General features: G+C 44.8%; 31 protein-coding genes, 2 tRNA genes and 1 riboswitch. Of the genes, 25 read left to right on the top strand and 8 right to left on the bottom strand.

Annotation, left to right across the window (positions count from 1 at the left end):
- Positions 1 to 28 precede the first annotated feature (28 nt).
- Together AABI08_RS07770 and AABI08_RS07765 are read left to right on the top strand one after the other, a co-directional pair.
- Entirely contained in the window at positions 29 to 814 is a 786-nt protein-coding gene (locus tag AABI08_RS07770; protein ID WP_338343544.1) for an alpha/beta hydrolase family protein, read from the top strand.
- Positions 815 to 843: 29 nt separating this feature from the next.
- A complete protein-coding gene (locus tag AABI08_RS07765; RefSeq protein WP_338343543.1) occupies positions 844 to 1293 on the top strand; it encodes a GNAT family N-acetyltransferase in 450 nt (149 codons plus the stop codon).
- Between the two features lie 212 nt (positions 1294 to 1505).
- On the opposite strand, the gene AABI08_RS07760 is transcribed toward AABI08_RS07765, so the two are convergent.
- Positions 1506 to 1591, bottom strand: a tRNA-Leu gene (locus AABI08_RS07760).
- 127 nt (positions 1592 to 1718) lie between these two features.
- Here AABI08_RS07760 and AABI08_RS07755 point away from each other — a divergent pair.
- The 6 genes from AABI08_RS07755 to AABI08_RS07730 all read left to right on the top strand — a co-directional run bounded on the left by AABI08_RS07755 (position 1719) and on the right by AABI08_RS07730 (position 5703).
- Positions 1719 to 2060: a hypothetical protein gene (locus tag AABI08_RS07755; RefSeq protein WP_338343542.1), complete on the top strand. Its 342-nt coding sequence runs from the start codon at positions 1719 to 1721 to the stop codon at positions 2058 to 2060.
- Entirely contained in the window at positions 2057 to 2827 is a 771-nt protein-coding gene (gene tpiA / locus AABI08_RS07750; RefSeq protein ID WP_338343541.1) for a triose-phosphate isomerase, read from the top strand. The genes AABI08_RS07755 and tpiA overlap by 4 nt, the downstream gene beginning before the upstream one ends.
- A gap of 140 nt (positions 2828 to 2967) precedes the next feature.
- Positions 2968 to 4293 (top strand): phosphopyruvate hydratase, encoded by a 1326-nt coding sequence (eno, locus tag AABI08_RS07745; RefSeq protein ID WP_047974695.1) that lies wholly within the window; start codon positions 2968 to 2970, stop codon positions 4291 to 4293.
- Positions 4294 to 4399: 106 nt separating this feature from the next.
- On the top strand, positions 4400 to 4963 hold the full coding sequence (locus tag AABI08_RS07740) for a DNA-3-methyladenine glycosylase I (protein ID WP_338343540.1): 564 nt from the start codon (positions 4400 to 4402) through the stop codon (positions 4961 to 4963).
- 96 nt (positions 4964 to 5059) lie between these two features.
- Positions 5060 to 5242, top strand: a complete 183-nt coding sequence (locus AABI08_RS07735; protein WP_059393723.1) for a type II toxin-antitoxin system HicA family toxin — start codon at positions 5060 to 5062, stop codon at positions 5240 to 5242.
- A gap of 68 nt (positions 5243 to 5310) precedes the next feature.
- A complete protein-coding gene (locus AABI08_RS07730; RefSeq protein ID WP_338343539.1) occupies positions 5311 to 5703 on the top strand; it encodes a type II toxin-antitoxin system HicB family antitoxin in 393 nt (130 codons plus the stop codon).
- A gap of 205 nt (positions 5704 to 5908) precedes the next feature.
- Here AABI08_RS07730 and AABI08_RS07725 read toward each other — a convergent pair.
- Together AABI08_RS07725 and AABI08_RS07720 are read right to left on the bottom strand one after the other, a co-directional pair.
- Positions 5909 to 5980 (bottom strand) — tRNA-Arg (locus AABI08_RS07725).
- An 18-nt stretch (positions 5981 to 5998) separates the two neighbouring features.
- Positions 5999 to 6634: a YigZ family protein gene (locus AABI08_RS07720; RefSeq protein WP_338343538.1), complete on the bottom strand. Its 636-nt coding sequence runs from the start codon at positions 6632 to 6634 to the stop codon at positions 5999 to 6001.
- A 213-nt stretch (positions 6635 to 6847) separates the two neighbouring features.
- On the opposite strand from AABI08_RS07720, the gene AABI08_RS07715 reads away from it, so the two are divergent.
- The 8 genes from AABI08_RS07715 to AABI08_RS07680 all read left to right on the top strand — a co-directional run bounded on the left by AABI08_RS07715 (position 6848) and on the right by AABI08_RS07680 (position 13873).
- Positions 6848 to 7978 (top strand): helicase-related protein, encoded by a 1131-nt coding sequence (locus tag AABI08_RS07715; protein WP_338343537.1) that lies wholly within the window; start codon positions 6848 to 6850, stop codon positions 7976 to 7978.
- Positions 7975 to 8685, top strand: a complete 711-nt coding sequence (locus tag AABI08_RS07710) for a ComF family protein (protein WP_338344656.1) — start codon at positions 7975 to 7977, stop codon at positions 8683 to 8685. The genes AABI08_RS07715 and AABI08_RS07710 overlap by 4 nt, the downstream gene beginning before the upstream one ends.
- 130 nt (positions 8686 to 8815) lie before the next feature.
- Positions 8816 to 9040 (top strand): DUF1146 family protein, encoded by a 225-nt coding sequence (locus AABI08_RS07705; protein WP_338343535.1) that lies wholly within the window; start codon positions 8816 to 8818, stop codon positions 9038 to 9040.
- Positions 9041 to 9146: 106 nt separating this feature from the next.
- A complete protein-coding gene (gene mreB / locus AABI08_RS07700) occupies positions 9147 to 10130 on the top strand; it encodes a rod shape-determining protein (protein ID WP_338343534.1) in 984 nt (327 codons plus the stop codon).
- Positions 10131 to 10139: 9 nt separating this feature from the next.
- Positions 10140 to 10349, top strand: a complete 210-nt coding sequence (locus AABI08_RS07695) for a DUF2969 family protein (RefSeq protein ID WP_252773525.1) — start codon at positions 10140 to 10142, stop codon at positions 10347 to 10349.
- 83 nt (positions 10350 to 10432) lie between these two features.
- Positions 10433 to 11644 (top strand): FtsW/RodA/SpoVE family cell cycle protein, encoded by a 1212-nt coding sequence (locus AABI08_RS07690; RefSeq protein WP_338343533.1) that lies wholly within the window; start codon positions 10433 to 10435, stop codon positions 11642 to 11644.
- A gap of 9 nt (positions 11645 to 11653) precedes the next feature.
- Positions 11654 to 12643: a DUF2785 domain-containing protein gene (locus tag AABI08_RS07685; RefSeq protein ID WP_338344654.1), complete on the top strand. Its 990-nt coding sequence runs from the start codon at positions 11654 to 11656 to the stop codon at positions 12641 to 12643.
- Between the two features lie 87 nt (positions 12644 to 12730).
- Positions 12731 to 13873, top strand: a complete 1143-nt coding sequence (locus AABI08_RS07680; protein WP_338343531.1) for a D-alanine--D-alanine ligase family protein — start codon at positions 12731 to 12733, stop codon at positions 13871 to 13873.
- 62 nt (positions 13874 to 13935) lie between these two features.
- Here the strand turns inward: AABI08_RS07680 and AABI08_RS07675 are convergent, their stop codons facing one another.
- Positions 13936 to 14394, bottom strand: a complete 459-nt coding sequence (locus AABI08_RS07675) for a universal stress protein (protein WP_338343530.1) — start codon at positions 14392 to 14394, stop codon at positions 13936 to 13938.
- A 121-nt stretch (positions 14395 to 14515) separates the two neighbouring features.
- Here AABI08_RS07675 and AABI08_RS07670 point away from each other — a divergent pair, with 121 nt between their 5' ends.
- Positions 14516 to 14671, top strand: coding sequence for a hypothetical protein (locus AABI08_RS07670; protein ID WP_338343529.1), 156 nt, complete (start codon positions 14516 to 14518; stop codon positions 14669 to 14671).
- Positions 14672 to 14851: 180 nt separating this feature from the next.
- On the opposite strand, the gene AABI08_RS07665 is transcribed toward AABI08_RS07670, so the two are convergent.
- A complete protein-coding gene (locus AABI08_RS07665; protein ID WP_338343528.1) occupies positions 14852 to 16141 on the bottom strand; it encodes a replication-associated recombination protein A in 1290 nt (429 codons plus the stop codon).
- A 68-nt stretch (positions 16142 to 16209) separates the two neighbouring features.
- Complete coding sequence (locus tag AABI08_RS07660) at positions 16210 to 16584, bottom strand: YueI family protein (RefSeq protein WP_203618600.1); 375 nt, start codon at positions 16582 to 16584, stop codon at positions 16210 to 16212.
- A 255-nt stretch (positions 16585 to 16839) separates the two neighbouring features.
- Positions 16840 to 16929: riboswitch (TPP riboswitch) on the top strand.
- Positions 16930 to 17057: 128 nt separating this feature from the next.
- Here AABI08_RS07660 and thiS point away from each other — a divergent pair.
- From thiS to AABI08_RS07630, 6 genes are read left to right on the top strand one after another with little or no spacing between them, the layout of a single operon-like run.
- The gene (thiS, locus tag AABI08_RS07655; protein ID WP_338343527.1) at positions 17058 to 17255 is read left to right on the top strand and encodes a sulfur carrier protein ThiS; all 198 of its coding nucleotides are present in this window, start codon (positions 17058 to 17060) and stop codon (positions 17253 to 17255) included.
- A 6-nt stretch (positions 17256 to 17261) separates the two neighbouring features.
- Positions 17262 to 17915 (top strand): sulfur carrier protein ThiS adenylyltransferase ThiF, encoded by a 654-nt coding sequence (gene thiF, locus AABI08_RS07650; RefSeq protein ID WP_338343526.1) that lies wholly within the window; start codon positions 17262 to 17264, stop codon positions 17913 to 17915.
- A gap of 3 nt (positions 17916 to 17918) precedes the next feature.
- On the top strand, positions 17919 to 18689 hold the full coding sequence (locus AABI08_RS07645; protein WP_338344652.1) for a thiazole synthase: 771 nt from the start codon (positions 17919 to 17921) through the stop codon (positions 18687 to 18689).
- A gap of 17 nt (positions 18690 to 18706) precedes the next feature.
- Positions 18707 to 18892, top strand: coding sequence for a hypothetical protein (locus tag AABI08_RS07640; RefSeq protein WP_338343525.1), 186 nt, complete (start codon positions 18707 to 18709; stop codon positions 18890 to 18892).
- Positions 18877 to 19995 (top strand): MFS transporter, encoded by a 1119-nt coding sequence (locus tag AABI08_RS07635; RefSeq protein WP_338343722.1) that lies wholly within the window; start codon positions 18877 to 18879, stop codon positions 19993 to 19995. The genes AABI08_RS07640 and AABI08_RS07635 overlap by 16 nt, the downstream gene beginning before the upstream one ends.
- Positions 19985 to 21214: a Zn-dependent hydrolase gene (locus AABI08_RS07630; RefSeq protein WP_338343524.1), complete on the top strand. Its 1230-nt coding sequence runs from the start codon at positions 19985 to 19987 to the stop codon at positions 21212 to 21214. Before AABI08_RS07635 ends, AABI08_RS07630 begins: the two co-directional genes overlap by 11 nt.
- Positions 21215 to 21885: 671 nt before the next feature.
- Here the strand turns inward: AABI08_RS07630 and rpsD are convergent.
- Positions 21886 to 22497 (bottom strand): 30S ribosomal protein S4, encoded by a 612-nt coding sequence (rpsD, locus tag AABI08_RS07625; protein ID WP_047974713.1) that lies wholly within the window; start codon positions 22495 to 22497, stop codon positions 21886 to 21888.
- Positions 22498 to 22875: 378 nt separating this feature from the next.
- Between rpsD and AABI08_RS07620 the strand changes: the two genes are divergently transcribed.
- Positions 22876 to 24579, top strand: coding sequence for a septation ring formation regulator EzrA (locus AABI08_RS07620; RefSeq protein ID WP_338343522.1), 1704 nt, complete (start codon positions 22876 to 22878; stop codon positions 24577 to 24579).
- Between the two features lie 138 nt (positions 24580 to 24717).
- On the opposite strand, the gene AABI08_RS07615 is transcribed toward AABI08_RS07620, so the two are convergent.
- Positions 24718 to 26130 carry an APC family permease gene (locus tag AABI08_RS07615; RefSeq protein WP_338343521.1) on the bottom strand — a complete coding sequence of 471 codons (1413 nt, stop codon included), beginning with the start codon at positions 26128 to 26130 and terminating at the stop codon, positions 24718 to 24720.
- 115 nt (positions 26131 to 26245) lie between these two features.
- On the opposite strand from AABI08_RS07615, the gene AABI08_RS07610 reads away from it, so the two are divergent.
- Positions 26246 to 26791 carry a guanylate kinase gene (locus tag AABI08_RS07610; protein ID WP_338343520.1) on the top strand — a complete coding sequence of 182 codons (546 nt, stop codon included), beginning with the start codon at positions 26246 to 26248 and terminating at the stop codon, positions 26789 to 26791.
- Positions 26792 to 26986: the final 195 nt, after the last annotated feature.

Below are 26986 nucleotides of genomic sequence, written 5' to 3'. Positions count from 1 at the left end.
GATTTAAATAATATTCTAGGGGGAAATTGTGAAAAAGACGTTCAACTATGGCACAGCTGAAGATCAATTTGCTGTATTAAATTTGCCAGACAAAGAGTTCGAACAAAAATTGCCGGTGGTGATTTCGATTCATGGTGGTTTTTGGAAAGATAAGTACGATTTGAGTCAATTCACTCCATTAGATCAGCAATTAGTTGATGCAGGAGTAGCCACTTGGAATATCGAGTATCGCCGAGTTGGCAAGTCTGCTGGTGGTTATCCAGAAACATTTTTAGATGTGACGGATGCGATTAACTATTTAGCAAAAATTGCAATCGACTATCCGCTTGATTTGGATAGAGTGGTTGTGATTGGTCATTCGGCTGGCGGTCAGTTGGCTTTGTGGGCTGCTTCACGCTATCAACACACTACAGACACTCTTGGTGAAGCGATTAAAATTAAGTTTACCGGTGTGGTTAGCATGGCTGGTGTAACCGATTTATCGGCGATGTGGCTTGACCAACAGGAAAGTAATATGGCTGATACCGTTCCTGATTTTATTGGTGGAACGCCTGAGGAAAAACCGGTTCGGTATCGTGACGCATCACCAATCAATCAGTTGCCACTAGGTGTAGCAACGGTCTTGATTCATGGAATAGCCGACGATAGGGTTCCTGTAGAATTAAGTCAACAATATTATAAGAAGGCTAAGGCTTTAGGCGACACAGTCGATTTGATTGAGTTGCCTAATGTTGGCCACTTTGAATTAATTGATTCGAAAAATTTTGCCTGGCAAAAGGTTCAACAGGTTGTTGAAAATTTACTAGCTAAATAAAATTTTAATTATGAAATTGGAGAAGACTTATGTGGCACATTAAGACCTTTGATGAACTCAGCAATCGTGAAATTTGGGCAATGTACCGTGCTCGGATTGCCGTTTTTGTCGTTGACCAGCACAGTGAGTATCAAGACGTTGACGAGCAGGATTTAACGGCGTTGCACGTCTTTTATGAAGAAGACGGCGAGCTACTCGCTTATGCACGTATTTTCGAAAAAGACCAGGGCACTGTGACTTTTGGTCGGGTGTTAACCGTTCAAAAGGCTCGCGGTAAGGGATTCGGCAAAGCGTTGATTCAAAAGTTGATGGACGTAATGGCTGCTCGCTTTGATCAGGATAAGATTGAAATCGAAGCGCAAGAACATGCTATTGGTCTCTATGAGCGCTTTGGCTTTGAGGCCTATGGTGAGACCTTCTTGGATGTTGGTGTTCCCCATAAGATGATGGTTGTAAAGAATCAGAAGGCCGAGAATTAGACACCCTAAATCGTTAAAAAATTAATCGCAAAAAGGCCACCCCAATTTTTGGTTGGGGTGGCCTTTATTGTTTGGCAATCAGTTTTAAAAAGAGGGGATATTTATTTTTAAAAGAAAAAGCACTCAAACAGTTAAGTCTGAGTGCTTTCTCATTAGTTGCTACCAATTTGCTACCAAATGGCTATAAACGCTGATATATCAACGTTTCATTATGCGGCTGGCGGGAGTCGAACCCGCACGTCCTAAAGCGGACACAGGATCCTTAATCCTGCGCGTCTGCCAATTCCGCCACAGCCGCATGCATTAATGCAACTATCAAATTCTACCTAGAATTACCGCTCTTGTCAAGCGCTTTTCTTCTTTCTTCTTTTTATTCGGTTTTAATAGTAATTTTTGTTAAAATAGACATTGATTGGAGAATACCTATGAAGTTATTTAATTGGTCGAACAAAAAAGACCAGCAAGACAAAGAAATCCAAACGCAGGTTGATTTCCTGCAGGCTGAAAACGATCAGCTCTTGGACCAAGTTGAGTCCTTAAAGCTCGACATCAGTGAGGCACGGAGCGAAAACGAGCATTTGAAAGAAGCCTTGAGCCGCTCAACTTTTCGTCAAGGTTTGATTAAGATGACCATTGGGATGGCCATCTTAATTGTTTCCTATGCACTTTTGGTGCTTGTTGGAGAACGCAACACCAACTTGCCTTGGCTGTTGTTGATTGAAGCCGTTTTCCTTTTCCTGATGCTTAATCGAGGAGAAAGTAAATGAGTGCGCAGAACCGGCGGCCATTTGTCGTAGCCAATTGGAAAATCAACATGATGCCGGACCAGGTAGGCCCCTATCTGGATACCGTTTTACCCGCTTTGGCAGGTGAGACCGAAGTTGAAGTTGGCATCGCGGCGCAAGACCTGTATTTAAGCCAGATGTTGCAGGCTGCAAAGGGCACCCCGTTGGTAATTGTTGGCGAAAATTCTCACTGGGAAGATGATGGCGCTTTTACTGGTGAAACGTCACCAAAGGCCCTGGCGGCGCTCGGAGCTGAATACGTCTTAATCGGGCATTTTGAACGGCGAAAGTTTTTTAATGAGACAGATGAGACGGTTAACTTAAAAACGTTAGCGGCACTGCGTAATGGCTTAAAGCCGATTGTCGACTTGGATGAAGACTTGTCGGCTTATGGACATCTGGTGCCCGAAAAGGTTATTTTAAATCAGTTGCAAGCAGCCCTTGATGGGGTGACGGCCGAAGAAATGGCCCAAGTAACGATTGCTTACGAACCAACTTGGGCCATTGGTTCTGGGTCCGCGGCCTCGGCGGACCAGGCTCAAGAAGCCGCTGCTTTAATTCGCCAAAGCCTAGCTAATTTATACAGCCGGGATTTGGCTGAAACCATTCGAATTTTGTATGGTGGGTCAGTGACACCGAAAAATGCGCCTGCGTTTTTATGCCAGCAAGACATTGATGGTATCCTAGTTGGCAAGGCTGCTTTGGATCCCAGACAGTTTTTGACCCTAGTTGATCAGGCTAAAAAGTAAAATCAGTTCTCGGACAAATCGGCCGAACCGTTGGCTAAGCTAGAAAGAACCCATTTTTCCTGTTCATTTTACCTGATAAGGGTGTTATAATTTACTTGGTTTTATAAATATTAACCACAGACAAAAGGAGAGCATAAAATATGTCTTTGATTTCAGATATCATCGCACGTGAAGTTCTTGATTCACGTGGAAACCCAACAGTCGAAGCTGAAGTTATCACTGAAGTTGGTGGATTTGGCCGCGGAATCGTGCCATCTGGTGCATCAACTGGTGAACACGAAGCTGTCGAATTGCGTGACGGTGACAAGAACCGTTTCGGTGGCAAGGGTACTACTAAGGCCGTTGCTAACGTTAACGATGTAATCGCTAAGGCTTTGGTTGGCAAGTTTGACGTAACTGACCAACGTGCCATCGACCAAGCCATGATTGACTTGGATGGTACTCCTAACAAGGGTAAGTTGGGTGCCAACGCTATCTTGGCCGTTTCAATCGCTGCAGCCCGTGCTGCTGCTGATGAATTGGGTGTTCCTTTGTTCTCATACATTGGTGGCATGAACTCTTACGTTTTGCCTACACCAATGATGAACGTTATCAACGGTGGTGCTCACTCAGATAACAAGGTTGACTTCCAAGAATTCATGATCATGCCTGTTGGTGCTCCTTCAATCAAGGAAGCCATCCGTTATGGTTCAGAAACTTTCCACGAATTGAAGAAGTTGTTGGCCGCTGATGGCAAGGCTACTTCAGTTGGTGACGAAGGTGGATTCGCTCCTGACTTCGCTAACAACGAAGAACCATTGCAATACTTGATCAAGGCTATCGAAGCTGCTGGCTACAAGCCTGGTAAGGACATCGCTATTGCTGTCGATGTTGCCTCATCAGAATTGTGGGATGCTGACAAGTCAAAGTATGTTTTGCGCTGGTCAACAAAGGAAGAATTCTCAACTCCTGATTTCATCAAGTACTTGGAAGACTTGGCTGACCGTTACCCAATCATTTCAATCGAAGATCCTATCGATGAAAACAACTGGGATGACTGGGCTGAAATCACGAAGGAACTTGGCAAGAAGGTTCAATTGGTTGGTGACGACTTCTTCGTTACAAACACTGAATACTTGGCTAAGGGAATCCGTATGGGTGCTGCCAACTCAATCTTGATCAAGGTTAACCAAATCGGTACTTTGTCAGAAACAATGGATGCCATCGAAATGGCTAAGGAAGCTGGTTACACAGCGATTGTTTCACACCGTTCAGGTGAAACTGAAGATACTACGATTGCTGACTTGGTTGTTGCTACTAACGCCGGTCAAATCAAGACAGGTTCAATGTCACGTACTGACCGTATTGCAAAGTACAACCAATTGATCCGTATCGAAGAATTGCTTGCTAATACTGCTAAGTACAAGGGTGTTCATGCATTCTACAACTTGTCAGCTGACGCACGCGAAGCTATCCAAGCTAAGTAATAAATTTTAACGAAAAACGCCTTTCGGGGCGTTTTTTTGTGTTTTCTTTCGTATAATATGGAAAAGATTATCAAGATGGAAGTTGTTTTATCAAAGGAGGGTATGAATGGTAACACGCTGTCGTTGGGTTGAAAATTATGAAGAGGAAACGCCAATGGTCGCCTACCATGATCATGAATTCGGTCACCCTGTTCGAGATGATGATCAGCTTTTATTTGAATTGTTAACGCTAGAGCTTTTTCAGTCAGGTTTGAGTTGGCGGACGGTCTTAAATAAGCGGGCCAATTTTAAGGTCGCCTTTGCGGACTTTGATATTAATCAGGTGGCTCATTTTGACCAACAGGATGTTGAGCGATTGCTCTCTGACGCTGGAATTATCCGTAATCGAATGAAAATTGAGGCAACGATTAATAATGCTCAACAAATTCAAGCACTCCATCATCGGGATGAAACGTTTTCTGATCTGATTTGGCAGCAGACAAATGGCCAAATACTGGATATTGGTGTTGATCAGAACGAAAAAATAGCCAGCAAAAATACACTTTCTGAGGCCTTCAGTAAGCAACTGAAAAAGATTGGCTTTAAGTTTGTGGGGCCGGTGACTGTTGAGTCCTTCTTGCAGGCTGTTGGTGTTGAAAATGCGCATGATTTGGAATGTGATTTTCGTTAAATTCAGGCCCTATTGGGCATACATAAAAACGCTTGATTAATGTGTATATTGTGTGTACAATACGGTTGTAGTCAGGCCAAAGAAGGAACTCAGTCGTTGACTATTAAACCTAAAATGATGATTAAGAAGTTGGAAAAGCATGGCTTTAAGGTTATCGGCCATAAAGGCTCACACGTCATGCTTAGTGACGGTCAACATTATACTGAGGTGCCAAAACATTCTAAAGAACTTCCAAAGGGACTAGAAAGAGCCATTTTAAAACAGGCAGGTCTTCAATAGACTGCTTGATTAAGTCCTTTAGGTATATTAACTAAATAAAGAACTGGATACAAAAGAGGATAAACCGTATGGATAAGGAAATTGAATTTGTTATGAGCTATCCGGTTGTTATTCATCAAGAGGATGATATGTTTTGGGCAAGTGTTCCAGACGTTCCGAGTGCTTTTACAACAGGTGCGACGGTTGAGGAAATTCTTGTCAAAATTAAAGAGGCGATTGAATTGGCGTTGTCAACGACGTTGGTCGTCCCTGAACCAACAAAGTTTAGCGAAGTTGATGCAGAAGATGGATTTGTTCAGATGGTAACGGTGTCGTTGATTGATTATTTAAGAGCATCATCAAAAACGATTCGAAAGAACGTTACTGTGCCTAGCTATTTAAGTGATTTAGCAAAAAAGAATGGTGATAATGTTTCTGAAATTTTGACAAAAGCGCTTGAAAAAAGATATGGCATTGGCTGATTTAAAAATAAATGTAAGATTTAGTGTTTTAGGGAGACAGTAATGTCTCTTTTTTGTATTCAATCTGCTGGTCGGTCCATCGTGATTGGTAGATAAACAACGAAAAACGCCCCGAATCAATTAAGATTTGAGGCGTTTTTTGAGTTCATTCGCTACATTTTCGCTACAAGAACTTTTTAAATGATGATTTATCAATAAATATAGATGCGCGATCCGGGAGTCGAACCCGGATTGCAAGAACCGGAATCTTACGTGCTATCCATTACACTAACCGCGCTAACTAGATAATTATAACCTACTTTGCGGGAATTTCCAAGTATGTTTCACCAATTTTTTTAAAAGAAACCTGGCCGGCAAAGCGGTTGGTTAGTTCTTCCTCAAAGGCTTTTACCTGATCTGGGGCAACCGCTACTTGGTGGTGGACGGCGGTGTCAAAATCAGTTGCAAAGACCGGGTACTCTTCTTGCTTCAACCAATAGGTCAATTGATCATTATTTTGATAATCAATATCAATTTGAATTTTTTCTCGCCAAAGGCGCTCGACCAAGCCGGCTTCGTCTAATCCTTGGGCAACAGTTCCGGCATAGGCCCGGATTAAACCACCCGCGCCAAGCTTAATGCCCCCGAAGTAGCGGGTAACAATGGCCAGAATATTGTGCACCTGGCGTTTCTGCAAGACTTCGAGCATCGGAACGCCAGCTGTTCCAGAAGGCTCACCGTTGTCCGAGTAACGCTTAATTTCATCGTTATCACCAATGACATAGGCAAAGACATTGTGATTTGCCTTGTGGTGCTCCTTGGAAATCTGCTCGATGTAGGTCTGCGCCTGCTCTTCGGACTCGATACGAAAGAAAGAAACGATAAAGTCTGATTTTTTAATTGTTTGTTGCCAGGAATAATCATCCTCAGCGAGTAAGTAAAAAGGCTCCATAGCCCGTATTATAACATGACCAAATCAGAAAGAAGGTAGAAAAATGAATGCTGAGAAGCTCTATGGCCGCCTGGTAACTTGGCCAAAGGCGATTGACCCACCGCTACCATGCCAAACCTTACCGGCCTTTTGTCATGGGGTCTGTCAGCGTTGTGGGCAAAAGGAAAGGGCAAGATTAGCCGATAATGGCTTTTATTGCTAAAGTGTCTGAACATGGGACGGGTTTCGACTAATGACTGTCTACTCACGATTCCTGAGCCAAATCTTTTCCAAGCTGAAAGTCATTTAAGATGGAGCGGACAGTTAACCAATCAGCAAGAACAAGTCAGCCAAGAGTTGATGGCCAGTTATGACAGACGCGAAAATCGACTAGTTTGGGCGGTTACCGGTGCCGGTAAAACGGAAATGTTGTTTCCGCTAATTGATCATGCATTACAAGGACGAGGTCGAGTTGCCATCTTAACGCCAAGGGTCGATGTGGTCCTCGAACTAGCACCTCGATTAGAAGCGGCTTTTGATTGTCCAATTCAAGTTCTTTATGGTCAACATGGTAGCCGATACCGCTACAGCCAATTGGTTTTGGCGACAACCCACCAGGCGCTCCGGTTTTACCGTGCCTTTGATTTATTAATTATTGATGAGGTTGATGCTTTTCCTTTTCGTGGTGATACAGCCTTATCTTACGCCGTTTTACGAGCGCAAAAGAATCAAGCGAGCGTTGTTTATTTAACCGCGACGCCAACGGCTGATTTGAGACGATTAGTCAAGCAGAAAAAATTAGCCCAGTCCTATCTGCCGCAACGCTTCCATCAAGGATTTTTGCCACAAATCCAAGTTCAACGCGTTGGTAATTGGCGCAAGCATCCACCAAAGAGATTATTAACTGCTGTTCAATCCTGGGTCAATCAGCAAAATCCTTTTTTAGTTTTCGTGCCACGGGTGAAAGATTTAGTGCGAGTGTTTGACTACTTGCAAAAATTTCAAACGATTAAGGGGGCAACTGTCCATGCTGCTGATCCTGATCGGGCTGAAAAAGTGCGCGGTTTGCGGTCTGGTACTTACCGTTATTTAGTTACGACGACAATTCTAGAACGCGGGGTCACGTTACCTGCCTTAGAGGTGGTAATTTTGGGTGCCGACGATTCAGTCTTTTCGACAGCAGCGCTTGTGCAAATTGCAGGTCGGGTGGGGCGGTCTAAGGATTACCCCGATGGTCTGGTTTTAGCACTCGTACAGGAGCCGACCCTTAAACTACGGATGGCTCGTCAGCAAATTGCTGATTTGAACAATCGAGCAAAAGGGATGGCTAGCGTTTCAACGGATAGACAGGAGGATGAAAATTGAACTGTATCCTTTGCCAAGAAGACTTTCAACCGACAACCACTATGGGCCAGTTGATCTTTAATCGCAGTCAAGCCAAGCAGTTGTTGTGCCCGGCATGTCTAAAAAGTTTTGCGTATTTAAACGGTTCGCTTTGTAGTGGGTGTGGTCGTCAATTGGCAGATTCAATTCCGAATGAGAACCCATTGCTGATTTGTTCAGATTGTCAGCTTTGGCAGAATCAGGGCTATCACTTGCTTGGCCATCAGGCCCTCTATGCTTATGACGAGCCATTGAAAGAGTACATGTCCCGTTACAAATTTATGGGTGATTATCGGCTCGCCACCGTGTTTCAAAAGGAAATGCGCCAACTGCTTCGTCGCTTGGTAAAAAAACAGCAGATTGACCTAGTTATCCCCATTCCGGTAAGTGAGGAACGATTTTTACAAAGGGGGTTTAATCAAGTTGACCCATGGCTTTTGCGTTCTGCTAAAGCTGTTTTAGAGGTGGTTAATCATAATAAAGTCGACCAATCCAGCTTAGATCGAGCAGACCGACTTAACACGCCACAACCATTTGTCATTGCTGCAAAGAAAACTGAATTGGTGGCAGGGAAAAGAGTCTTGGTTGTTGATGACGTTTATACCACCGGACGGACACTGTACCATGCGGCGGATTGCCTTTATCAGGCGGGAGCTCGTTTTGTAACATCGGCCTCTCTAGCTCGGTGAATAAAAAACGTCTCTTTGTTATCCACCTTAATGCTGGAAAAAGTGGCGGATTGATGATTGTTAGCCCTGTGCTATAATTGCCGGTTTGTCCTATCTGTTATAAAATAGAACGAATAGAAGGAGAATTTTCATGCCACCACTTTTGACTTTGACAACAACGATTGCTGCCATTTATTTTGTCTTTTATCTGATTCGTCCAATTGATTTTGGCAAGTTATTACCAAAGAATCCTCTGCAGGCGGCTGTACTTAAAGTAGTCGTTGCGACGAGCCTTGGATTTTTACTTGCATCAGCGTTGGTATCTCTGTTAAGTTCAGCCTTACAGCTGCCCGGAACTCTCCTAAAAGATTTCTAAGAGATACCGGCCGAAACTGGCCAAGTATGATATAATTTAAAGGATTGTAGGGGACTGTCTTTTCTTTTAGACCCTACCGAACATGAATTTTGGAGAAATAATAACCATGGCAAGAGATATTGGAATTGATTTGGGAACCGCCAACGTTTTGATTTACGTTGAAGGCGAAGGTGTGGTCCTTAATGAACCTTCCGTTGTCGCCGTTGACGACAAGACTGACCGTGTTTTGGCCGTTGGGGCTGAAGCCTATCGGATGGTTGGCCGGACACCTGGAAACATCCGGGCCGTTCGTCCTTTGAAGGATGGAGTCATCTCTGACTTCGATATTACAGAAGCGATGTTGACTTACTTTGTTAACAAGTTGAACGTCAAAGGCTTTATGTCAAAGCCAAACATCATGATCTGTGCCCCAACAAACATTAGTGAAATTGAACGTAAGGCGATCATTCAAGCCGCTGAAAAGGCTGGTGGTGCTAAGGTTTACTTGGATTACGAGCCAAAGGTTGCCGCTATTGGTGCTGGTTTGGATATCTTTAAGCCAGTTGGTTCAATGGTTATCGATATGGGTGGTGGAACTTCGGATATCGCCATTTTGTCATTGGGCGACATCGTTGTTTCTGAATCAATTCGGGTTGCCGGCGATCGTATGAACACCGATATCGTGAATTACTTGAAGCGTGAACATGGTTTGATCGTTGGTGAACGCTCAGCTGAAACCATTAAGATTGAAATTGGTTCTGCTTTGAAGTCTGATGAACCAAAGACAATGACTGTTCGTGGTCGTGACAACTTTGAAGGCATGCCACAAACCATCACCGTGAACTCAAACGAAATTGAAGAAGCCTTGCATGACACGTTGGTTCAAATTGCTGACGCTGCTCACTTGGCTTTGTCAAAGTTGCCACCTGAATTGGCAGCTGACATCATCGATCGTGGTGTGATGTTGACTGGTGGAGGCGCTTTGCTTGATGGTATGGACAAGTTTATTGCCGACCGTTTGACTGTTCCTGTCTTTGTTTCAGAATCACCATTGGACAATGTTGCCAAGGGAACTGGGGCATTGTTGGAACACATGATGTCGAAGAAATAAGGAGTAGTCATGAGCAAGAAAAATCAGAGCTTTGGCGTATCTTTGGTAACAAAGGACGACGAAATCCAGGTTTTGGTTGATGATCAACCAATCGGCAAAATCGAACAAAATCAGGGTAGCTATACTGGTGTTTTAGGCAAGCAAGTTGTCATTGCCAGCGCTCAATCGACCGATGAAGCCTTGCAGGCAATTCTCGCATCATTCAATCTCTACCATTAATTTTTTAAAAGAATCCTTTGCCACGGCAAAGGGTTTTTGTACATAGAACCACCTAAAAATTTTGTGCAAAAGGAAGATTCACCATGCAGCGTATCGCATCACATAAAACAGACCGGCCATCTGCTTCAGAGTTGGACTGGGGCATGATTTTGATTTTAATCTTGTTGATGGTCATCGGTCTGTATTCCCTGTACTTTGCTATTTTAAACGGGGGCAAAGATGCCTCACCCATTAGAGCTGTCATTATGCAGGTTGTCTACTGGATTGCCGGTGGGGTGATGATTGCTTTTATCATGCACTTTGATGCCTTTCAGCTCTGGCGGCTAGCACCTTTCCTCTATGCCTTGTCTTTTGTTCTATTGATTGCCGTACTGATTTTTTACAATCGGGCTTTGTATGCAAATGCGGGTGCTAAGTCATGGATTGTTATCGGGCCGGTTTCGATTCAACCGGCAGAATTTGTAAAACCGTTTTACATTGTGATGTTAGCGAAGATTGTTGCTACTCACAACCGTTTGTACCCAACGCACCGGGTTGATTCTGATTGGCTATTGCTTGCTAAGGTTGCGGGATGCTTCTTACCATTGGCCTTCTTAATCGCTTTGCAAAACGATTTAGGAACGCTTCTGGTCTTTATGGCAATCACGGCTGGTATTGTGGTCGTTTCCGGAGTTACTTGGCGGATTCTTGGCCCAATCTTTGCCGGCGTTGGTGTCTTAGGTGGCGGTATGATTTTCTTGGTCGCCTCAACCATTGGTCGAAGCATTCTTGGTGCCTTAGGTTTCCAGTCTTACCAATTTGCTCGAATTGATGCCTGGTTGCACCCAGGCCAAGATACATCGAACACTGGTTATCAGACGTATCAAAACCTGAAGGCAATCGGGTCTGGCCAGCTCTTTGGATCTGGATTTGGTAATATGAAGGTCTTTGTGCCGGTGCGAGAGTCAGATATGATCTTCTCAGTGATGGGGGAATCCTTTGGTTTCGTTGGTGGTGCCTTCTTAATTGCCTTGTACTTTTTCCTGATTTATCGCATGATTAAGGCAACGTTTAAGGCCAAGAATGCCTTTTATGCCTATATTGCGACTGGGGTCGTGATGATGGTTTTGTTCCACGTCTTTGAAAACGTGGGGATGAACATTGGCCTCTTGCCATTGACAGGAATTCCACTGCCTTTCATTTCACAGGGAGGGTCATCGCTAGTTTCGAATATGATTGGGGTCGGGCTGATAATGTCGATGTCTTATCAGCAGCAAAGCCGAACTTTCAACGATTCGAACGAATTTAATTTGTAAAAGGGTGCTATGGAAGAACTTGCAGCAATTCATGAAAAAACACGGGTCTTATTGTCACAACTGCGCAGTGGGGATGTTTATGAATCACTGCCTGAGTTACTTTATGTCTTAAAGGAAAATGCGGATATGGAGCCGGCTGAACCAACTCCTCGTCCGAGAGATTCCATGGCCGCGATTGAACAAATGCAGGTCTACCAAGATGTTTGGTCGGCGAACCATGAGGAATCAAATCAGTTTGTGGCCGATGATGACTTAAGGACTTTCGTGGATCAGTTGTCATCACCGAGTGCGAAAATTCGTGATACTGGTGCGTTCTTCTTTCTTGGTAATGCCATCCAAAATGGTCATCTGAGTCATCAGCAATTAGATTGGTTGACGGCCGAAATGATTAGCGATGAGCACTTACTAGCCCAAATTTTGCAGGAAGAAAATGATGGTGCTTATGGGCGATCATTTGCACTGGCCATTCTTTCGATTTTATTGATGGCTGACCAGCAAGTCGCTGAGCCCTTTATTGGTCCAGAGTTAATGATGGCAATCGTTGAACAGGTTAGCCTGTATACGCTGCTAGAGCGGGATACTCGTGGTTTCGTGCCTGGCCATGGCTGGATTCATGCTTACACTCATTTAGCAAATGTGCTGGGCGCCATTTTTGATCGGACAGATGTCCCACGATCAGACAAGCTCTTCTTGCTGGCTTGTATCATGACGAATTTCCGTCAATTAAATACTCCGCTGACGATGGGGGAGCTGAACCGCCAAGTAGTCACCATCTTGCGCTTAAGTCGCAAGCATAGTCTCTATGCCGATTATTTACTGCTGTCATTAAAGCTGTGGCGGCAAGACCTGGTGAACGAGCCTTTTGCACAAACTCGGTCACGCTGGCAGAAATTATATAATCGAGTTGATTTCTTCCAGCAAATTTTAGCTTTTGGTCAAGACCAGGTTCCTGAAAAGGTCTGGGCATATGTCCAAGAGACTAAGAATTACCTTTCTTAATTGTCTTCGTCTCGCTAAATTGGCGAATGAAAAAAATATTTACCCATGACGTCCGCCTTTTTGGTGGGCAAATAAAGGAATTTTGTTATGAGCAAAAAACATGTTGTGTTGTTGTTTGGTGGGAACTCGTCTGAACACGATGTTTCCAAGCGGTCTGCTTACAATTACTATCAGGCCCTCAAGGAAACCGGCAAGTATGACCTTTCGGTCGTAGCGATCGCCCAAAATGGTTTCTTCTTGGATGCCAAGCGGTCATTTGAAATTATGAACCAGGCCGACGAGGCTCCTTTGGTTGCTGAATACATGCAAAGCATTGACCCCAAAGAGACGTTGGCACCAATTGCTGCCTTGAAGGATTTACCACCAATCGATATCTTTTTCCCGGTTGTGCACGGTAACTTGGGCGAAGATGGTACGCTTCAGGGACTTTTCCGTCTCTTGAAGAAGCCATACGTTGGTGCTGCCTTGCGTGGTCACGCAATTTCCTTTGATAAGGTGATTACCAAGGAAATTTTGACGGCAAACGGTATCCGTAATACCAAGTACCTGGTTACTTATCAAAATGATGACCAGCCACTAACTTGGGCAACCGTTGAGAAGGAATTGGGTTCACCGGTCTTCGTCAAGGCTGCCAATCAGGGATCATCGGTTGGGATTTCACGGGCAGAAAATGAAGCAGAGTATCAAGCTGCCTTAGCTGATTCCTTCAAATATGACCGGAAGGTCTTGGTCGAAGCAGCCGTTAATGGCCCTCGTGAATTAGAAGTGGGTGTTATCGGTAACGATGATATCTTAGTTTCTGAAATTGGTGCCCACCAAGTTCCGGACCAGGGTGGCGATGGTAAGGGCTGGTACGACTACAAGTCCAAGTTTGTGGATAACTCAGCCGTTGCCTTTGAGATTCCCGCTAAATTGCCAGAAGATGTTACGGCTGAAATTAAAGCCATGGCAAAGAAGGCTTACCAGGTCTTGAACTTGGCTGGGGAAGCTCGGATGGACTTCTTAATTGACGAGAATAATGTTCCTTACTTGGGAGAACCAAATACGCTGCCAGGATTTACGAATATGTCCTTGTTTAAGCGTCTTTGGGATTATTCCGATATTAACAACGCCAAGTTGGCCGATATGATGGTGCAATATGGCTTTGAAGCTTACGAAAAGGAACAACAGATTTCTTATTCGTTCGAATCATTGGGTGAAGAGAAGGTTGGAACTTTCAACGGCCAATAATTAATAATTTTAAACAAAAAACGTCCCTTGCTTTTTATGCAAGGGGCGTTTTTTACTGATTTTTACTTCTGAGCGAGCTTTGCGCAGCGGACAACCAAGACGTCAATTGTCGCCATGCGAGTGACGAAGGCGGTAACAGAACCAACAACTAAGCGCTCAACAGTGTTGAGTCCAGTGGCTCCAATCACAATCAAATCAGCTTTGATTTCTTTTGGAATATCGGTTGCAATCATGGTCTTTGGTGAACCGTAGTCAATTCGATATGAAACGTTTGAGAGGCCTGCATCAGTGGCTTCCTTCTTGTAGTTTTCCAATGATTGACGGGCATCTTCTGTGATGGTGTCAATCATGGTGTTATCGAAGGATGTAATGTTTTGAATGGCGCGAGTATCAATGACATTAGCAATCACTAATTCAACGTTGCCGTCTTCTTTTGCCAGGGCAATTGCGCGTTTCAAGGCCGCCTCAGCCTCCTTTGAGCCATCCACTGGAACCAAAATCTTCTGGTAAGACTGTGTCATCGTAAAGACCTCTCTTTCTTTCTAGGTTCATTATAAGTCTTTTAAGACGAAATAAAAAGTGGAGCCTCCGAATGGAAAATCGGTTGATACTAGAAATTGGCTGAGTCGCTTAGACAACAGTATGAATCCACAAAAAAAGCCCGCCCGAAGGCGAGCCGTGGGTCATGCCCACGATACTCTTTTGGCACCGTTAACCGCTACTCAGATTTTCCTCGAAATTATCGAGGTGGGCGTTTCACCGGGGGCTTTGACTACCGAACGAAAGGGCATGTCATGACCTGAGGATCCCCGTCCAAAATAAAAAGGTTGTAAGGAAAAAGCTGTTAATGTAGCAATGCGTATACCAGAGTATTCACTAATAGTATACTGATTTTGTCTAAAAATACTAGTCTTGACATTCTGATTTTTGTGAGTAATTATCATCAAAAATTGTCGTTGAAAATCAGATTGGTATTGTTTATTTTAAGCCACGACGCTGCTGGTTTTTAAGACTTTGATTGACGTCCTTTAACTGCTGCTCGAAATTCGAGTTTCCCTTTGGCTGGAAGTAGGCATCATCCTTGATGGCATCTGGGAGATATTGCTGAGCAACCCAGTCATTGGGGAAGTCGTGAGGGTAGATATAGTCGTTACCGTGGCCGAGTTTCTCGGCGCCCTTGTAGTGACTATCGCGCAGATGGTCTGGAATGGCCTGGGCCTTTGAGCGGCCGGCTTGAGCGATGGCAGCATCCATTGCGGTGTAAGCTGAATTGGACTTGGGTGATAATGCTAGTTCAATAATAGCATTGGCCAGTGGAATCCGTGCCTCGGGCAGTCCTAATTTTTCAGCAGTTTGAATGGCTGTTACGGCGCGTTGAGCACCATTTGGATTGGCGAGGCCGATATCCTCGTAGGCAATCACAATTAGGCGCCGGACCAGGATTTGCAGGTCGCCGGCAATAATCAGGCGGGCGGCGTAGTGCAGGGCCGCGTCGACATCCGATCCCCGAATTGATTTTTGTAGAGCTGAGATGATGTCGTAGTGGGCATCGCCATCCTTGTCGGCGACAAGTGACTGCCTCTGAGTCGTTTCTTCGATGACCTCCAAGGTCACCTGGATAACCCCGTTTGCATCCGGCTTGGTCGAAAGGACTGCTAATTCCAAGGAATTCAAGGCGGAGCGAAGATCGCCGTTGGTTGCCTGGCTAAGTTGGGTGAGGGCTTCGTCGGCTAGGTTCACTTGATAGTTGCCAAGACCGTTTTCCTTATCCGTTAGTGCCCGCTTGATGGCCTTTTTGATGTCTTGGTCACTCAAGGGTTGGACCTGAAAAATCTGAGTCCGGGAACGGATGGCCGGCGTGACGTTTAAGTACGGGTTTTCCGTTGTTGCCCCAATCAAGATAATGGCGCCCGACTCGAGGTGTGGGAGGAGAAAATCCTGCTTGACCTTGTTGAGACGATGAATTTCATCCAAAAGAAGGACGACTGTCCCTGACATTTTTGCTTCTTCGGCAACGACCTGTAGGTCCTTTTGCGAATCGGTGGCAGCGTTCAAGGCTCGAAAGGCAAAGTTCGTCGAGCCGGCAATGGCCGAGGCAATCGAGGTTTTACCGGTTCCGGGTGGACCGTAAAGAATCATTGAGGACAGGCGCTTGGATTCCACCATCCGCCAAATGATTTTATTTTCGCCGACTAGGTTTTCTTGGCCAACGATTTCTTCAATTTTTGTTGGCCGCATCCGGTAGGCCAGTGGTTTTTGTCCGGGCATGAAGGCTCCTTGATTAGTATGGCTTTGTCTTGATAAAAAAGAAGCCGGTTGAAACCGGCTTCGTCAGGTTACAGGTCAATTGATTCCTGGTTTACGGCTGATTTTGCCGCAAGAACGACCGCATAGGGGTCGTCTGTTTGTGTTGTTCTTTCAAAATCAGATAAAAGGGTATAGGGGTGATTGGTGCTGACGGCCATTTGCAAGTAGTTGATGTAGGCATCACCACAGGCATCCTGGTCAATCAGTAAGGTCGTGTCCGGCCAGTTGGCCATCCGCGCCTTGAGTTCGTCTTGAACTTGGCTATCATCGGCCTTTGATTCTTTAACGGCCGCGACTACTCGTTCACGAAAAGTGCCTAGGTAAAGGCGCTGCTCATCAGGGTTAATCTTGGGACCGCCATTACCTTGCTGTCCCTGTTCTAAACGGCTGTTAACATCATCCATTGGGTTATCCTCCAATTACTTTACTACAGACAATTATACGGAAAAAGATAAGGATATTAAAGGCTTGTCCGCTATTTTTGGGTGTTATTCAACCTTCGTCGGTTGATTGACCTAGTCTGTTGATTGCTGCTAATGAAAAATCAGTAACGATAAAAATTTTATTAGAATTGGTCTAGTAAATCCGGTGAAATTTTGTCCTGCTTATTGAGTAGACAGGCTAAAAAATCCATGTTATATTGATTTCGAAAATTGAATACGAATTATCTGGGGTGCCGGTTGGCTGAGATTATACCCATTGAACCTGATTAGATTAACGTCTGCGTAGGAAGATAGTGATGATAGTTTTTTTGAAAGCTGTTTTTGCGTTTTTGACGTGGAAACAGCTTTTTTTGTTCAATTTTTAACAAAAAGGGGTAGCAGCTGCAAGGGAAAACTGATTTTTTCGGCGGTCAGACCCAGAAGGGAGAAAAGAGATGGTGACAATTAATGGCGAACAGATGGACAACGTCGCAGGTGTAACGGTTTTGAGTCTACTGGAAGAACAAAACAGTCATCACGAAAACGTGGTTGTCGAACTCAATGGTCAAATTTTATCGAAAGTGGCTTTGGCTGAAACGGTGTTGGTTGAAAACGACAAGGTGGAAATTATTGCCTTTGTAGGTGGAGGTTAGAAAAAAATGACAACGATTGCAATTGATGGCCAGGCGGTGGAATCCGTCTACCTAAAAATGAAGGATCGCAATGTGGCTGACAGTCAGGATAAGTTGGCAGCCGCCCATGTGACCATTGCTGGATCAGGAGGGTTAGGATCAAATATCGCCATTGCGTTGGCCAGGGCCGGAGTTGGTCATTTGACCCTGATTGATTTTGATGAAATTGAGCATAGTAACTTGAACCGTCAGCAGTTTAAATTAAGCCAGGTTGGCTTACCAAAGGTCTTGGCCCTGAAGCAAAACATCTTAGAGTTTAACCCCTTTGTGGAGGTGACGACTTGGCAGGAACGAGTGACGGAGGATAATGTGTTGGATCTCTTCACCGGTGCTGATATTATCTGTGAAGCCTTTGATGATCAAAATGCGAAAGCAATGCTATTACGGCGGGCGCAAGAGGTTTTGCCAGAGACGCCAATCGTGATGGGCAATGGCTTAGCCGGTGTTCACGATGCCAATCAAATTCAAACCGTCCGGCAAAGTGACCATGTTTACCTTTGTGGTGATGGCCAAACCAAGGGATCGGAAGGGTTGATGGCTGCTCGTGTTCTGATTTGTGCTGGACACCAGGCGAACCAAATCCTACGTTTAATTCTAGAAAAAGAGACAGTAGAGGAGTAAAAAATGTCGACAAATGATCCATTAGTCATCGGTGGCCACCAGTTTGAATCACGCTTTATTTTGGGATCTGGTAAGTACTCATATGAGCTGATTGACTCAGCGGTTAACCATGCCAAAGCGGAAATTATCACGATGGCTCTTCGCCGAACGAGTGTAGCTGAGGAAAATATTTTAAATTTTATTCCACAGGGGACAACCATTTTGCCAAACACTTCGGGGTGCACCAACGCTGAGGAGGCAATCCGGATGGCGCGAATTGCTCGTGAACTGAGTGGGAGTGACTTTATTAAATTAGAAGTGATTCCTGATAAGCAGTATTTGATGCCCGATAACTATGAAACGTTAAAGACAACTGAGGTTTTGGCCAAGGAAGGCTTTATCGTTATGCCCTATGTCTTGGCTGATTTCAATATTGCAAAGCAATTAGTCGATGCAGGTGCAGCTGCCGTCATGCCATTGGGCGCACCAATTGGCACTAATAAGGGCCTTTCCAACAAAGATTTGATTCAAATTTTGGTCGACGAGATTGACCTGCCAATTATTGTGGATGCCGGAATCGGCCGTCCAAGCCAAGCAGCCGAAGCCATGGAAATGGGCGTCGATGCCATCATGGCCAATACGGCAATGGCAACAGCGGGAGACATTCCTTTGATGGCCGAAGCCTTTCACTTAGCCATTGAAGCTGGTCGCAAGGCCTACTTGGCCAAACCAGGACGAGTGTTGACGAAAAAGGCTGCGCCATCTTCACCGCTGGCAGGCGTGAGTCTTGGTTAGAAAGGAAAGGACTGGTCATGATTCAGCCAAAACGGGCAAGGCTTCATTTATCGTTAGCACAGAGAATCGTCCTGATTAATTTTCTTGGTTGGGTTTTTATCTATGCCGATCGGACAATCTTAAATCCAGTGATGCCGGAAATTCAACGGTCTTTTGGTTTAAACCATGCTGAGTTGGGACTGATTTCATCTGTTTTTTTTTAACCTATACGGTTAGTCAGTTACCATTTTCACGTCTGGCCGATGGTCATTCGAAGAAGACTATCGTCGCTTTGGGCTTTGTCTTCTTTGCGACAATGACTTTTCTCTCGGGGATTGTGCCGACCTTTATTCTTTTTCTACTGGTACGGGCTTTGGTTGGTCTAGGACAGGGCAGTTTTTACGGTCCAGCCTATGGATTAATTAATGAAAACCTTAGTGACCGCCATGCAACTTTGGGGATGGCCATTATTAATAGTGGGCAGGGTGTTGGACAGATTTTTGGTACCTTACTGGCTAGTACACTGGTGATTCAAAATCGGGACCACTGGTCGACCCCCTTTTTAGTGATTGCCTTACCAACGATGATGGTTGGTTTCTTGTACCTGTATGGCTTGCCCAATGAAGGACGACTGACTCGGCAAGGGGAAAAGTCGTGGAATGCACACGGTGGCCAACAGCACGGAGCCAAGCTGCAGAATGTGATTTATGATGGGCAAAAGCAATCATTTGGCCGGACATTAGCACCAAAAAATTGGCGACCGTTTTTCAAGCGACAGTTAATTGGTGCTTATTGGCTTTTGTTCTGTTCAATTTATGGACAGATTGCGATGTTAACCTGGTTGCCAACCTTTTTGTTGGGGATGAAAAGCATTGACCAACGTTTTGTCGGTTTGATTGCTTCGATTGTGCCCTTGATTGCCATTCCAAGTGCCTTAATTTTGGCGAAAAAATTAGATCAAACAGCACATGCAAGGCGGTTTCTATACCTTTTTGTACCGCTGTCGGCCTTGGCATTGGTGCTGGGCAGTCTAAGTCAAAATTCAACGCAGATTGTTTTGGCACTGATTTTGTATGGGTTGACCGGGAAAATGACAATTGACCCACTGTTGCTGCAAGTTATTCGTCGTCATGCACCAAAAGGTCGAGTTGCAACAACATTTGGCCTTTATAACTTTTTGGGGATGTTGGCCTCGATTACGGCGCCATATCTGACGGGCTGGTTAACGGATGCGACTGGGTCTTTGGCGGTTGGTTTTGATTTGGCAGCGGCATTGCTATTGTTGGGATTACTTGGTTTTGGATTGAGTCAGAGGAATGCAGGATAAAAAAATTAACGACCTCTTGGAGAGTTTTCAAGCAATTGGTCGCACGAAAAATCAGGGTTATACGCGAACGGTTTATGATCAGGCCTGGTGTCAGGCACAGAAACGGTGTGTCGACATTATCAAGGAGTTGGGACTGGTACCGTGGGTTGATGAAATCGGCAACTTGTATGCGACTGCTGATTTGACTTGGCCCAAAGAACCTGTAATTCTGGTTGGTTCACACCTGGATACGGTTGTTGATGGTGGCTTATATGATGGACTTTATGGCGCTTTATCTGGCGTCTTGTCGGTTAGTCAAATTGTCAAATCAGGACAACGTGTACGGCGGCCACTCGTTGCTGTTATTTTTTCAGAAGAGGAGGGCTCGCGCTTTGACGCAACCTTTACGGGTTCGCAATATTTGCTCGGTCGGAATCTGAAAGACTTTGATGATCTGGTTGATGCTAGAGGGCAGAACTTCGGTCAAGTTCGTCAGGCAGCGGTGGGTGCCCTGAGTCCCTTTGTGCAAACAGCGTTACATCTAAAAGTTGCCCAATACCTAGAACTGCATATTGAACAGGGACCAATTTTAGAGAATGCGGGGACCGATATTGGCATTGTGACGACGATTGTTGGTCAGGAACGTTTTTTGATCCAGTTAGCGGGTCAGGCGAACCATGCCGGCACAACGCCGATGGATTGTCGTGATGACGCCTTACAACGGGCAGTTTCTTTGTTGGCGGACCTCTACCGTGAGTTAGCGCAGATTCCTGATTTGCGCTATACCATTGGGAAAGTTCAGTTGGAGCCTAATGTGGCGAATGTGATTCCGGGCCTAGTCACTTTTTCTTTGGATTTGCGCCACCAAGACCAGTGTGTTTTGTCAGGCGCGGTTCATGTGGTGGCCAAACTAGTGGACCAGTATCGGGCAAAACTTGAACGAACTACGGCGGTTATGCCCACCCAAATGGATGCGGGTCTTCAGGAGAAGATTGCAGGAGCATGCCAATCGGTTGGTCTGACGTACCAATTCCTACCATCTGGTGCAGGTCATGATGCACAGGTGATGGGGGAACAAGTGCCGACTGCCATGATCTTTGTTCCCAGCGTTGGCGGAGTTAGTCATGTGCCAAAGGAGAAGACGACACCAGCAGATTTGGAAAATGGTCAACGGGTTTTGACAACCGTCTTGGCAAAATTAGTGGGGCAGTATGAACAGAAAGAACCATTCCTCAAATAACTGGGGGATGGTTCTTTTGTGTTGTTGGATTCGTGAAAGATGAAGGAACGAGTGGGGAAGGTCGCGATTGGCAACGTTGCTCGCTTCAGCGATTGTGTGGGTTATCTCTGGTCTGATTTTTTCAAGGTGAGTTTACAATGGAAGTGCAACACCCTTGATAAATAGAAGAAGCCAAAATCTTTGATAGGATTGGCTTCTTGGTAGAACAAAAGGATTCATAAAAGAATGGCTAAAACAAAGTAATAATTATTGTTGTTTTCTGATGATAAGTGGGACGGCGATGCCAAAGCCAACCATAAAAGCACCATTTGTTGACCATGTGGATTGATGCGCTATGATACTAACGAATGTGATGATTAAGCCCAAGCTGATAAAGGGCACCGAAAGACAGTGATAATTTCTTGCGTTTAGGTTTATCGGTTATTTTTTTTAGCTGATTCAATCGAGTGGTAGCCACCCAACTAATGACAAATAAAATGGGTAGGTTAATGAGCCAATACATGATTTCTCTCCAATCATTGATATAATCGTTCTAGTTTAACATATTTTTTTGGAATGAAGAGTAACCGTCTAAAGTCGACCTTTGCAACTAATTTACAACCGAATTATTTGAGCAAAGAAAAAAGCCACTGCATAAGCAGTGACTTTTCAACCAGAAAGAGTTAATTAAATTATCCCAAACGGTTGTAGTATTCGACGATCAAGGCTTCGTTGATGTCAGCATCCAATTCTTCACGTTCTGGCAAACGAACGAAAGTACCTTCAAGCTTGTCAGCATCAAATGAAACGAATTGTGGACGTGAAACTACTGATTCAACAGCGATTTGGATAGGCACAATGTTCTTTGACTTTTCGCGAACAGAGATAACCTGACCAGGAACAACTTCGTATGATGGAATATCAACGCGCTTACCATCAACCAAGATGTGGCCGTGGTTTACCAATTGACGTGCTTGTTGGCGAGTAGTTGCCAAACCAAGACGGTAAACCAATGAGTCCAAACGGCGTTCCAAGAAGATCATGAAGTTGGTACCGTGAGTACCTTGACGAACCTTGCCGGCCTTGTTGAACAATGAGTGGAATTGACGTTCAGTCAAACCATAAGTGAAACGCAACTTTTGCTTTTCGCGCAATTGCATTCCATATTCAGAAACCTTTCCACGACGGCCTTGGCCATGGTCACCAGGTGCGTAGGCACGACGTGACAATTCCTTACCAGTTCCAGAAAGTGAAACACCCAAACGACGTGAGATACGCCATTTTGGTCCAGTATAACGTGACATGTATATGTCCTCCAAAATGTATTTTGCTGTACATTTGAGGGTCGGCACCAGATGCGTGCAGCGTCAAGAAAAATCGTTTCTCAGTGACTGTAGCCAAGTCCTTACTAACGAGTTTGGACGTTGTTGACGCGCTTCTTTACCGACTGCTACTCAATACAACTTCAACCAGTATAGCAAATCAGGAGAGGATTAGCAAGGAAAAGATTGTTGGTAAAGCTCAGCCATCGTCGACTCTTTTGCAATCTTCTTGTAAATTCTAGACTGAAAAAGAGTAAAAAATCTTAAGAAAGGGATAAAAGGAAGTAAATGGGGCTAATTTCAGCAGCCAATAGTGTATGGTGGACTTAATTAGTAAATAAAGCTGAGGGTTTAGTACATATGTGGATTATTATTGCAATTATCGTGATTATCGCTATCTTAATCGGTCTTGGTTGGGCGGTTTTGACACAACGCCAAGCCGCCACACAGGTGGGCGATTTTAGCATGGCAAAAAAAGCGCTGATGGATGAAGACATCACGACTGATTTAGCAGCGGCACGGAAGGTCGCATTAGCCGGCCAGGCATTGCAAAATTTCCAAGAGACGGAAAAGATGTACCGTGACTTGCGCAACCATCGTTTTGCGGCAATTGATGCGGAAATCAATCAGGCTATGCAGTTGACGGCCGGGTTAAACGTTTGGAAGACAAGGAAGTCGTTGCAATCGTTGTTTGATCAAATGACTGAGGCGGCCTCCATGCAAAAGCAGGTTGTTGCGGGATTAGAAAACATCCAACAAGAAAATAAGATGCAACACCAGGCAATCGACCAATTACATGGCGATTTTGACGATATCACGGATCGATTGACAGCCACAGACAATCCCTACGGTCCTAGTGCCCCTGCTTTATTAGCCTTTTTGTTTGACGAGGAAGAAGAATACCAACGCTATCAAGAACTAATTGAGTCTGGTGACCGGGTCAAGGCAGCCGAAAAGTTTGAAGAAGTTGGGATGATTGCGGGTCAGATGCTCGACTACATGCAAAACTTGCCTATGTTAGTGACGGCCTTTAATGAAAAATACTTGGATCAAATTAATGAATTGAACACCAGTTGGCACGATTTGACGAATCGTGGCGTTGTTTTTGCGGAGGGCGTTGTTGAAGAAGGTTTGAATGAAGTCGATGACCTTCGCCTCCAAGGATTGAAAGCAATCGTTGGCTTGAAAGTTAAGGAAGCAAATACTATCTCAACGACTTTGAACCAGAAGATTCAAGATTTGTATGACCTCTTGGAAAAAGAATACCAAGCTTACCATCGTTACTTTAAGCAACAGGAACGCGTGAATACGGAATTTGATCGGGTCAAGGAACAAAACCATTCCTTGCTGCTCGAACTAACTTATTTGAAAGGGCGTTTTATTCTTGGTCATGAGGAAGAAGACCGACAAGCTAGTTATCACCATGATATTGAAGGCTTAGTTTCGAGCCAGCAAGAAGTTCAACGTGCCTTAAAAGAAGGGAGCCAAACTTATAGCTGGGCAGTTGCGCGCCAAGAAAATTGGTTTTCAATTTTGAGCCAATTAGATAGTGACCAGGTCGCCTTGTACCATCAAATTGAGGAATTCCAACCTGCTTTGACGTCTGCTAAGGAGCATACAGCTGCCTATATTGATCAAATTCGTGGCGTGAAACGATCACTTGAACGTCGTGATTTGCCGGGGTTGCCTGAGGACTTCTTACAAAAGTTCTTTGCAGTAAGTGATGAGATTACGCGCTTGGATGAGGCTGTGTACGCAGGTGAAGTTGATCTTGATGATGTACAGCGTCAATTGAACATTGTCGCTGCCGATTTTGATACCTTAAAGGAACAGGCTCATGATGTGATTATTGCTGCTGATTTGGCCGTTTCACTGCTTCAATATGCTAACCGTTACCGCGAGCAAAATGAAGAGGTGGCCAAGGCGCTGAAGGTAGGTCAAAAGCTCTACCAAGTTGATTTTGATTACGAAGGTGTGATTAAAGAGATGAAGCCAGTCTTGCAAGTGGCTGAGCCCGGGGCCTTCGAGCGTCTCCAGAAAAATCAGGACCCAGTCCTTCTATAAAGAGGGCGTGGCGGGGATATGAACCTTAGCGGTAACTGTCCTGATTTCTTACCATTTGATGACGTTAAAAGTAAATAAGAGCAAAAGAAAAGCTGACTGTCTGGGGTGATTCCCAAGCAGTCAGCTTTTTTAATTGGGTTATTTTTCAATTTGATTAAGTGAAGAATGGCGGATACCGTAAGTAAAGTACCAAATCAGGCCAATCACGACCCAGACACCATACATCTTCAATGTTTCTGCAGGCAAGCGCAGGATCAAGAGTAATGATAATCCAGCAGCGATGATTGGCAAGACTGGGTAGAATGGCATCTTGAAGCCGTCGTGCTTGAGGTCTTGGCGCTTACGCAAGAATAAGACACCGAAGCTGATGAACATGAAGGCTGTTAAGGTACCAATGTTAATCAAGTTAGCCAGTGTACTCAATGGAACAAGTCCGGCCAAGAATGCTTCGACAACAACTGCCATAATCAAGGCGTTGACTGGAAGACGGTGTGGGCCGGCAACCTTTCCTAGGCCACGAGGCAAGAGACCATCACGACCGAAAGAATAAGCCAAACGTGATGAGGCGAAAATCAAGGCCAATACAGCGGTGAACATTCCAATCAAGGCTCCGATGGTAATGACGATGGAGAACTGTGTTTGTTTAACAGCTTGCAAGGCGAAAGCGGCTGGGTCGTCAACGCCTAGGCGCTTGTAGTTGACGATTCCTGTCAAAACAATCGAGAATAAGGTATACAAGACAGCGGAAATGGCGACTGTTCCCAAGATTCCCCGAGACATTGTCTTTGTTGGATTCTTGACTTCGGCTGCGTGAGCGGCAATCGTGTCGAATCCTAAGAAGGAGAAGATGATTGAAGCTGTTGCGGCGGTTAGACCACCAAGGCCAAAGACGCCCGTTTGGAATTGCTTAGGGTAGAAATCAGCGTAGTTATGACCCTTCACGAAGAAGAGACCACCGATAATGAAGAGGGCGATAATGGCAACCTTCAAGACAACACCGGCATTTTCAATCTTCTTTGATTGGCTGACACCAGCAAATAGAATCGCTGCGGAAATTAAGATAATAACCACGGCCATCAAGTTGACAACGCCACCGGCACCGGGACCAGCCTGGAGCGCCTTTGGTAGAGCCCAGCCCATTTCACCGAGCAAATTATTGAAGTAGGCAGAGAACCCAGTCGCGATAGCTGAAACGGCCAGGAAGTACTCCAAAATTAAGGACCAACCAAGGATCCAACCAATCACTTCACCATAGATGACAGATCCGTAAGAATAAGCGGATCCGGCAACTGGCATAGCTGATGAAAATTCGGCAAAGGCCATGCCGCAGATACCAGAGAAGATAGCTGCCACCAGAAAGGCGATAGAAACAGCGGGACCGGCATTGTTTGCGGCTTCATGACCGGGCAGAATAAAGATTCCAGAACCAATGACGGTTCCAACACCCAGGCCAATCAGGTCTTTTGTTGTAAGCACGCGTTCCATTTGCTGATCCTTCTCAAGGTAACCAGCAGCTGACTCGCGAGCAAAGGCACGTTTTAGTAATTGCATAACTTTTCTCACTTTATTTTAATATAACTGCCATCAATTGTACCAACTTTTAACTGGATTGTCGATTATTTTGATGATAAGGTAAGAAAACAAAGAACTGGGGGATGAGAAAGCCATGAATCGGGTAATTGTTTTAACGGGACCAGCTGGAGCGGGGAAAACCTCAATTGCAACTTACTTAAAGGAAAAATGGCAGGTGCCACAAGTCATCACGCATACTACTCGTCCTAAGCGGGCTGGCGAGGTTGACGGTGTCGATTATTATTTCGAAACGAAAGATTCTTTCTTATTAAACCACTATTTGGAATCGGTACATTATAGCCAGGCCAACTATGGCTCTTCTAAAGAAGGTTTAGAAAAAGCTTGGCGGAAAAATAGTCTGGCTAGCATTGTCTTAGATACCAAGGGCGCCGAAACCTATCAAGAGATTTTAGGAGACCAGGCCTGGATCTGGTATGTCACGATTAAAGATGTTGTCAAACTTGAGAACCGATTGATTGCTCGTGGGGATGCCAAAGACCGGGTGATGGCTCGATTATCCGCGCCGGAATTCCAACGTGATTTAAACCTACCTGATAAATTGCAGGGACATGCGGAAATTATTATTAATGATGATTGGCAGCAAACGTGTGACCAAGTGGATCAGTTACTGGAACGTTAAAGGCCTTTTATCAACGAATTTTGAAATCAAAATGCTGATAAATCAGCGTTTTAGACCAATTGCTAAAATTCGTTAAAAAAAGTGTTGACGAGTAGGAGGGTAGGCGCTATACTAGTTATTGTTCGTTACGAAGCAAACGTGCTTCTAGCGAGGCGCTGGTTATCTTTGGTAGCCGGCAGTTGATAAAAGTTTTTC

It is taken from the genome of Fructobacillus evanidus, from assembly GCF_963580165.1.
Classification (GTDB): Bacteria; Bacillota; Bacilli; order Lactobacillales; family Lactobacillaceae; genus Fructobacillus; species Fructobacillus evanidus.
The sequence above is the reverse complement of the archived record's forward strand: the minus strand, read 5'-3'. Positions and strand labels throughout refer to the sequence as shown.

What these genes read in the sequence shown, in the direction of transcription:
- AABI08_RS07715 (WP_338343537.1), top strand. Translation starts at nt 6,848, where the DNA reads ATGGGACGGGTTTCGACTAATGACTGTCTACTCACGATTCCTGAGCCA.
- AABI08_RS07615 (WP_338343521.1), bottom strand. Translation starts at nt 26,130, where the DNA reads ATGCAATTACTAAAACGTGCCTTTGCTCGCGAGTCAGCTGCTGGTTAC.
- AABI08_RS07620 (WP_338343522.1), top strand. Translation starts at nt 22,876, where the DNA reads ATGTGGATTATTATTGCAATTATCGTGATTATCGCTATCTTAATCGGT.
- AABI08_RS07755 (WP_338343542.1), top strand. Translation starts at nt 1,719, where the DNA reads ATGAAGTTATTTAATTGGTCGAACAAAAAAGACCAGCAAGACAAAGAA.
- AABI08_RS07680 (WP_338343531.1), top strand. Translation starts at nt 12,731, where the DNA reads ATGAGCAAAAAACATGTTGTGTTGTTGTTTGGTGGGAACTCGTCTGAA.
- AABI08_RS07765 (WP_338343543.1), top strand. Translation starts at nt 844, where the DNA reads ATGTGGCACATTAAGACCTTTGATGAACTCAGCAATCGTGAAATTTGG.
- AABI08_RS07730 (WP_338343539.1), top strand. Translation starts at nt 5,311, where the DNA reads ATGGATAAGGAAATTGAATTTGTTATGAGCTATCCGGTTGTTATTCAT.
- AABI08_RS07670 (WP_338343529.1), top strand. Translation starts at nt 14,516, where the DNA reads ATGAATCCACAAAAAAAGCCCGCCCGAAGGCGAGCCGTGGGTCATGCC.
- AABI08_RS07660 (WP_203618600.1), bottom strand. Translation starts at nt 16,584, where the DNA reads ATGGATGATGTTAACAGCCGTTTAGAACAGGGACAGCAAGGTAATGGC.
- AABI08_RS07665 (WP_338343528.1), bottom strand. Translation starts at nt 16,141, where the DNA reads ATGCCCGGACAAAAACCACTGGCCTACCGGATGCGGCCAACAAAAATT.
- rpsD (WP_047974713.1), bottom strand. Translation starts at nt 22,497, where the DNA reads ATGTCACGTTATACTGGACCAAAATGGCGTATCTCACGTCGTTTGGGT.
- thiF (WP_338343526.1), top strand. Translation starts at nt 17,262, where the DNA reads ATGACAACGATTGCAATTGATGGCCAGGCGGTGGAATCCGTCTACCTA.
- AABI08_RS07740 (WP_338343540.1), top strand. Translation starts at nt 4,400, where the DNA reads ATGGTAACACGCTGTCGTTGGGTTGAAAATTATGAAGAGGAAACGCCA.
- AABI08_RS07720 (WP_338343538.1), bottom strand. Translation starts at nt 6,634, where the DNA reads ATGGAGCCTTTTTACTTACTCGCTGAGGATGATTATTCCTGGCAACAA.
- eno (WP_047974695.1), top strand. Translation starts at nt 2,968, where the DNA reads ATGTCTTTGATTTCAGATATCATCGCACGTGAAGTTCTTGATTCACGT.
- AABI08_RS07630 (WP_338343524.1), top strand. Translation starts at nt 19,985, where the DNA reads ATGCAGGATAAAAAAATTAACGACCTCTTGGAGAGTTTTCAAGCAATT.
- AABI08_RS07705 (WP_338343535.1), top strand. Translation starts at nt 8,816, where the DNA reads ATGCCACCACTTTTGACTTTGACAACAACGATTGCTGCCATTTATTTT.
- AABI08_RS07695 (WP_252773525.1), top strand. Translation starts at nt 10,140, where the DNA reads ATGAGCAAGAAAAATCAGAGCTTTGGCGTATCTTTGGTAACAAAGGAC.
- AABI08_RS07645 (WP_338344652.1), top strand. Translation starts at nt 17,919, where the DNA reads ATGTCGACAAATGATCCATTAGTCATCGGTGGCCACCAGTTTGAATCA.
- AABI08_RS07610 (WP_338343520.1), top strand. Translation starts at nt 26,246, where the DNA reads ATGAATCGGGTAATTGTTTTAACGGGACCAGCTGGAGCGGGGAAAACC.
- thiS (WP_338343527.1), top strand. Translation starts at nt 17,058, where the DNA reads ATGGTGACAATTAATGGCGAACAGATGGACAACGTCGCAGGTGTAACG.
- tpiA (WP_338343541.1), top strand. Translation starts at nt 2,057, where the DNA reads ATGAGTGCGCAGAACCGGCGGCCATTTGTCGTAGCCAATTGGAAAATC.
- AABI08_RS07675 (WP_338343530.1), bottom strand. Translation starts at nt 14,394, where the DNA reads ATGACACAGTCTTACCAGAAGATTTTGGTTCCAGTGGATGGCTCAAAG.
- mreB (WP_338343534.1), top strand. Translation starts at nt 9,147, where the DNA reads ATGGCAAGAGATATTGGAATTGATTTGGGAACCGCCAACGTTTTGATT.
- AABI08_RS07690 (WP_338343533.1), top strand. Translation starts at nt 10,433, where the DNA reads ATGCAGCGTATCGCATCACATAAAACAGACCGGCCATCTGCTTCAGAG.
- AABI08_RS07685 (WP_338344654.1), top strand. Translation starts at nt 11,654, where the DNA reads ATGGAAGAACTTGCAGCAATTCATGAAAAAACACGGGTCTTATTGTCA.
- AABI08_RS07640 (WP_338343525.1), top strand. Translation starts at nt 18,707, where the DNA reads ATGATTCAGCCAAAACGGGCAAGGCTTCATTTATCGTTAGCACAGAGA.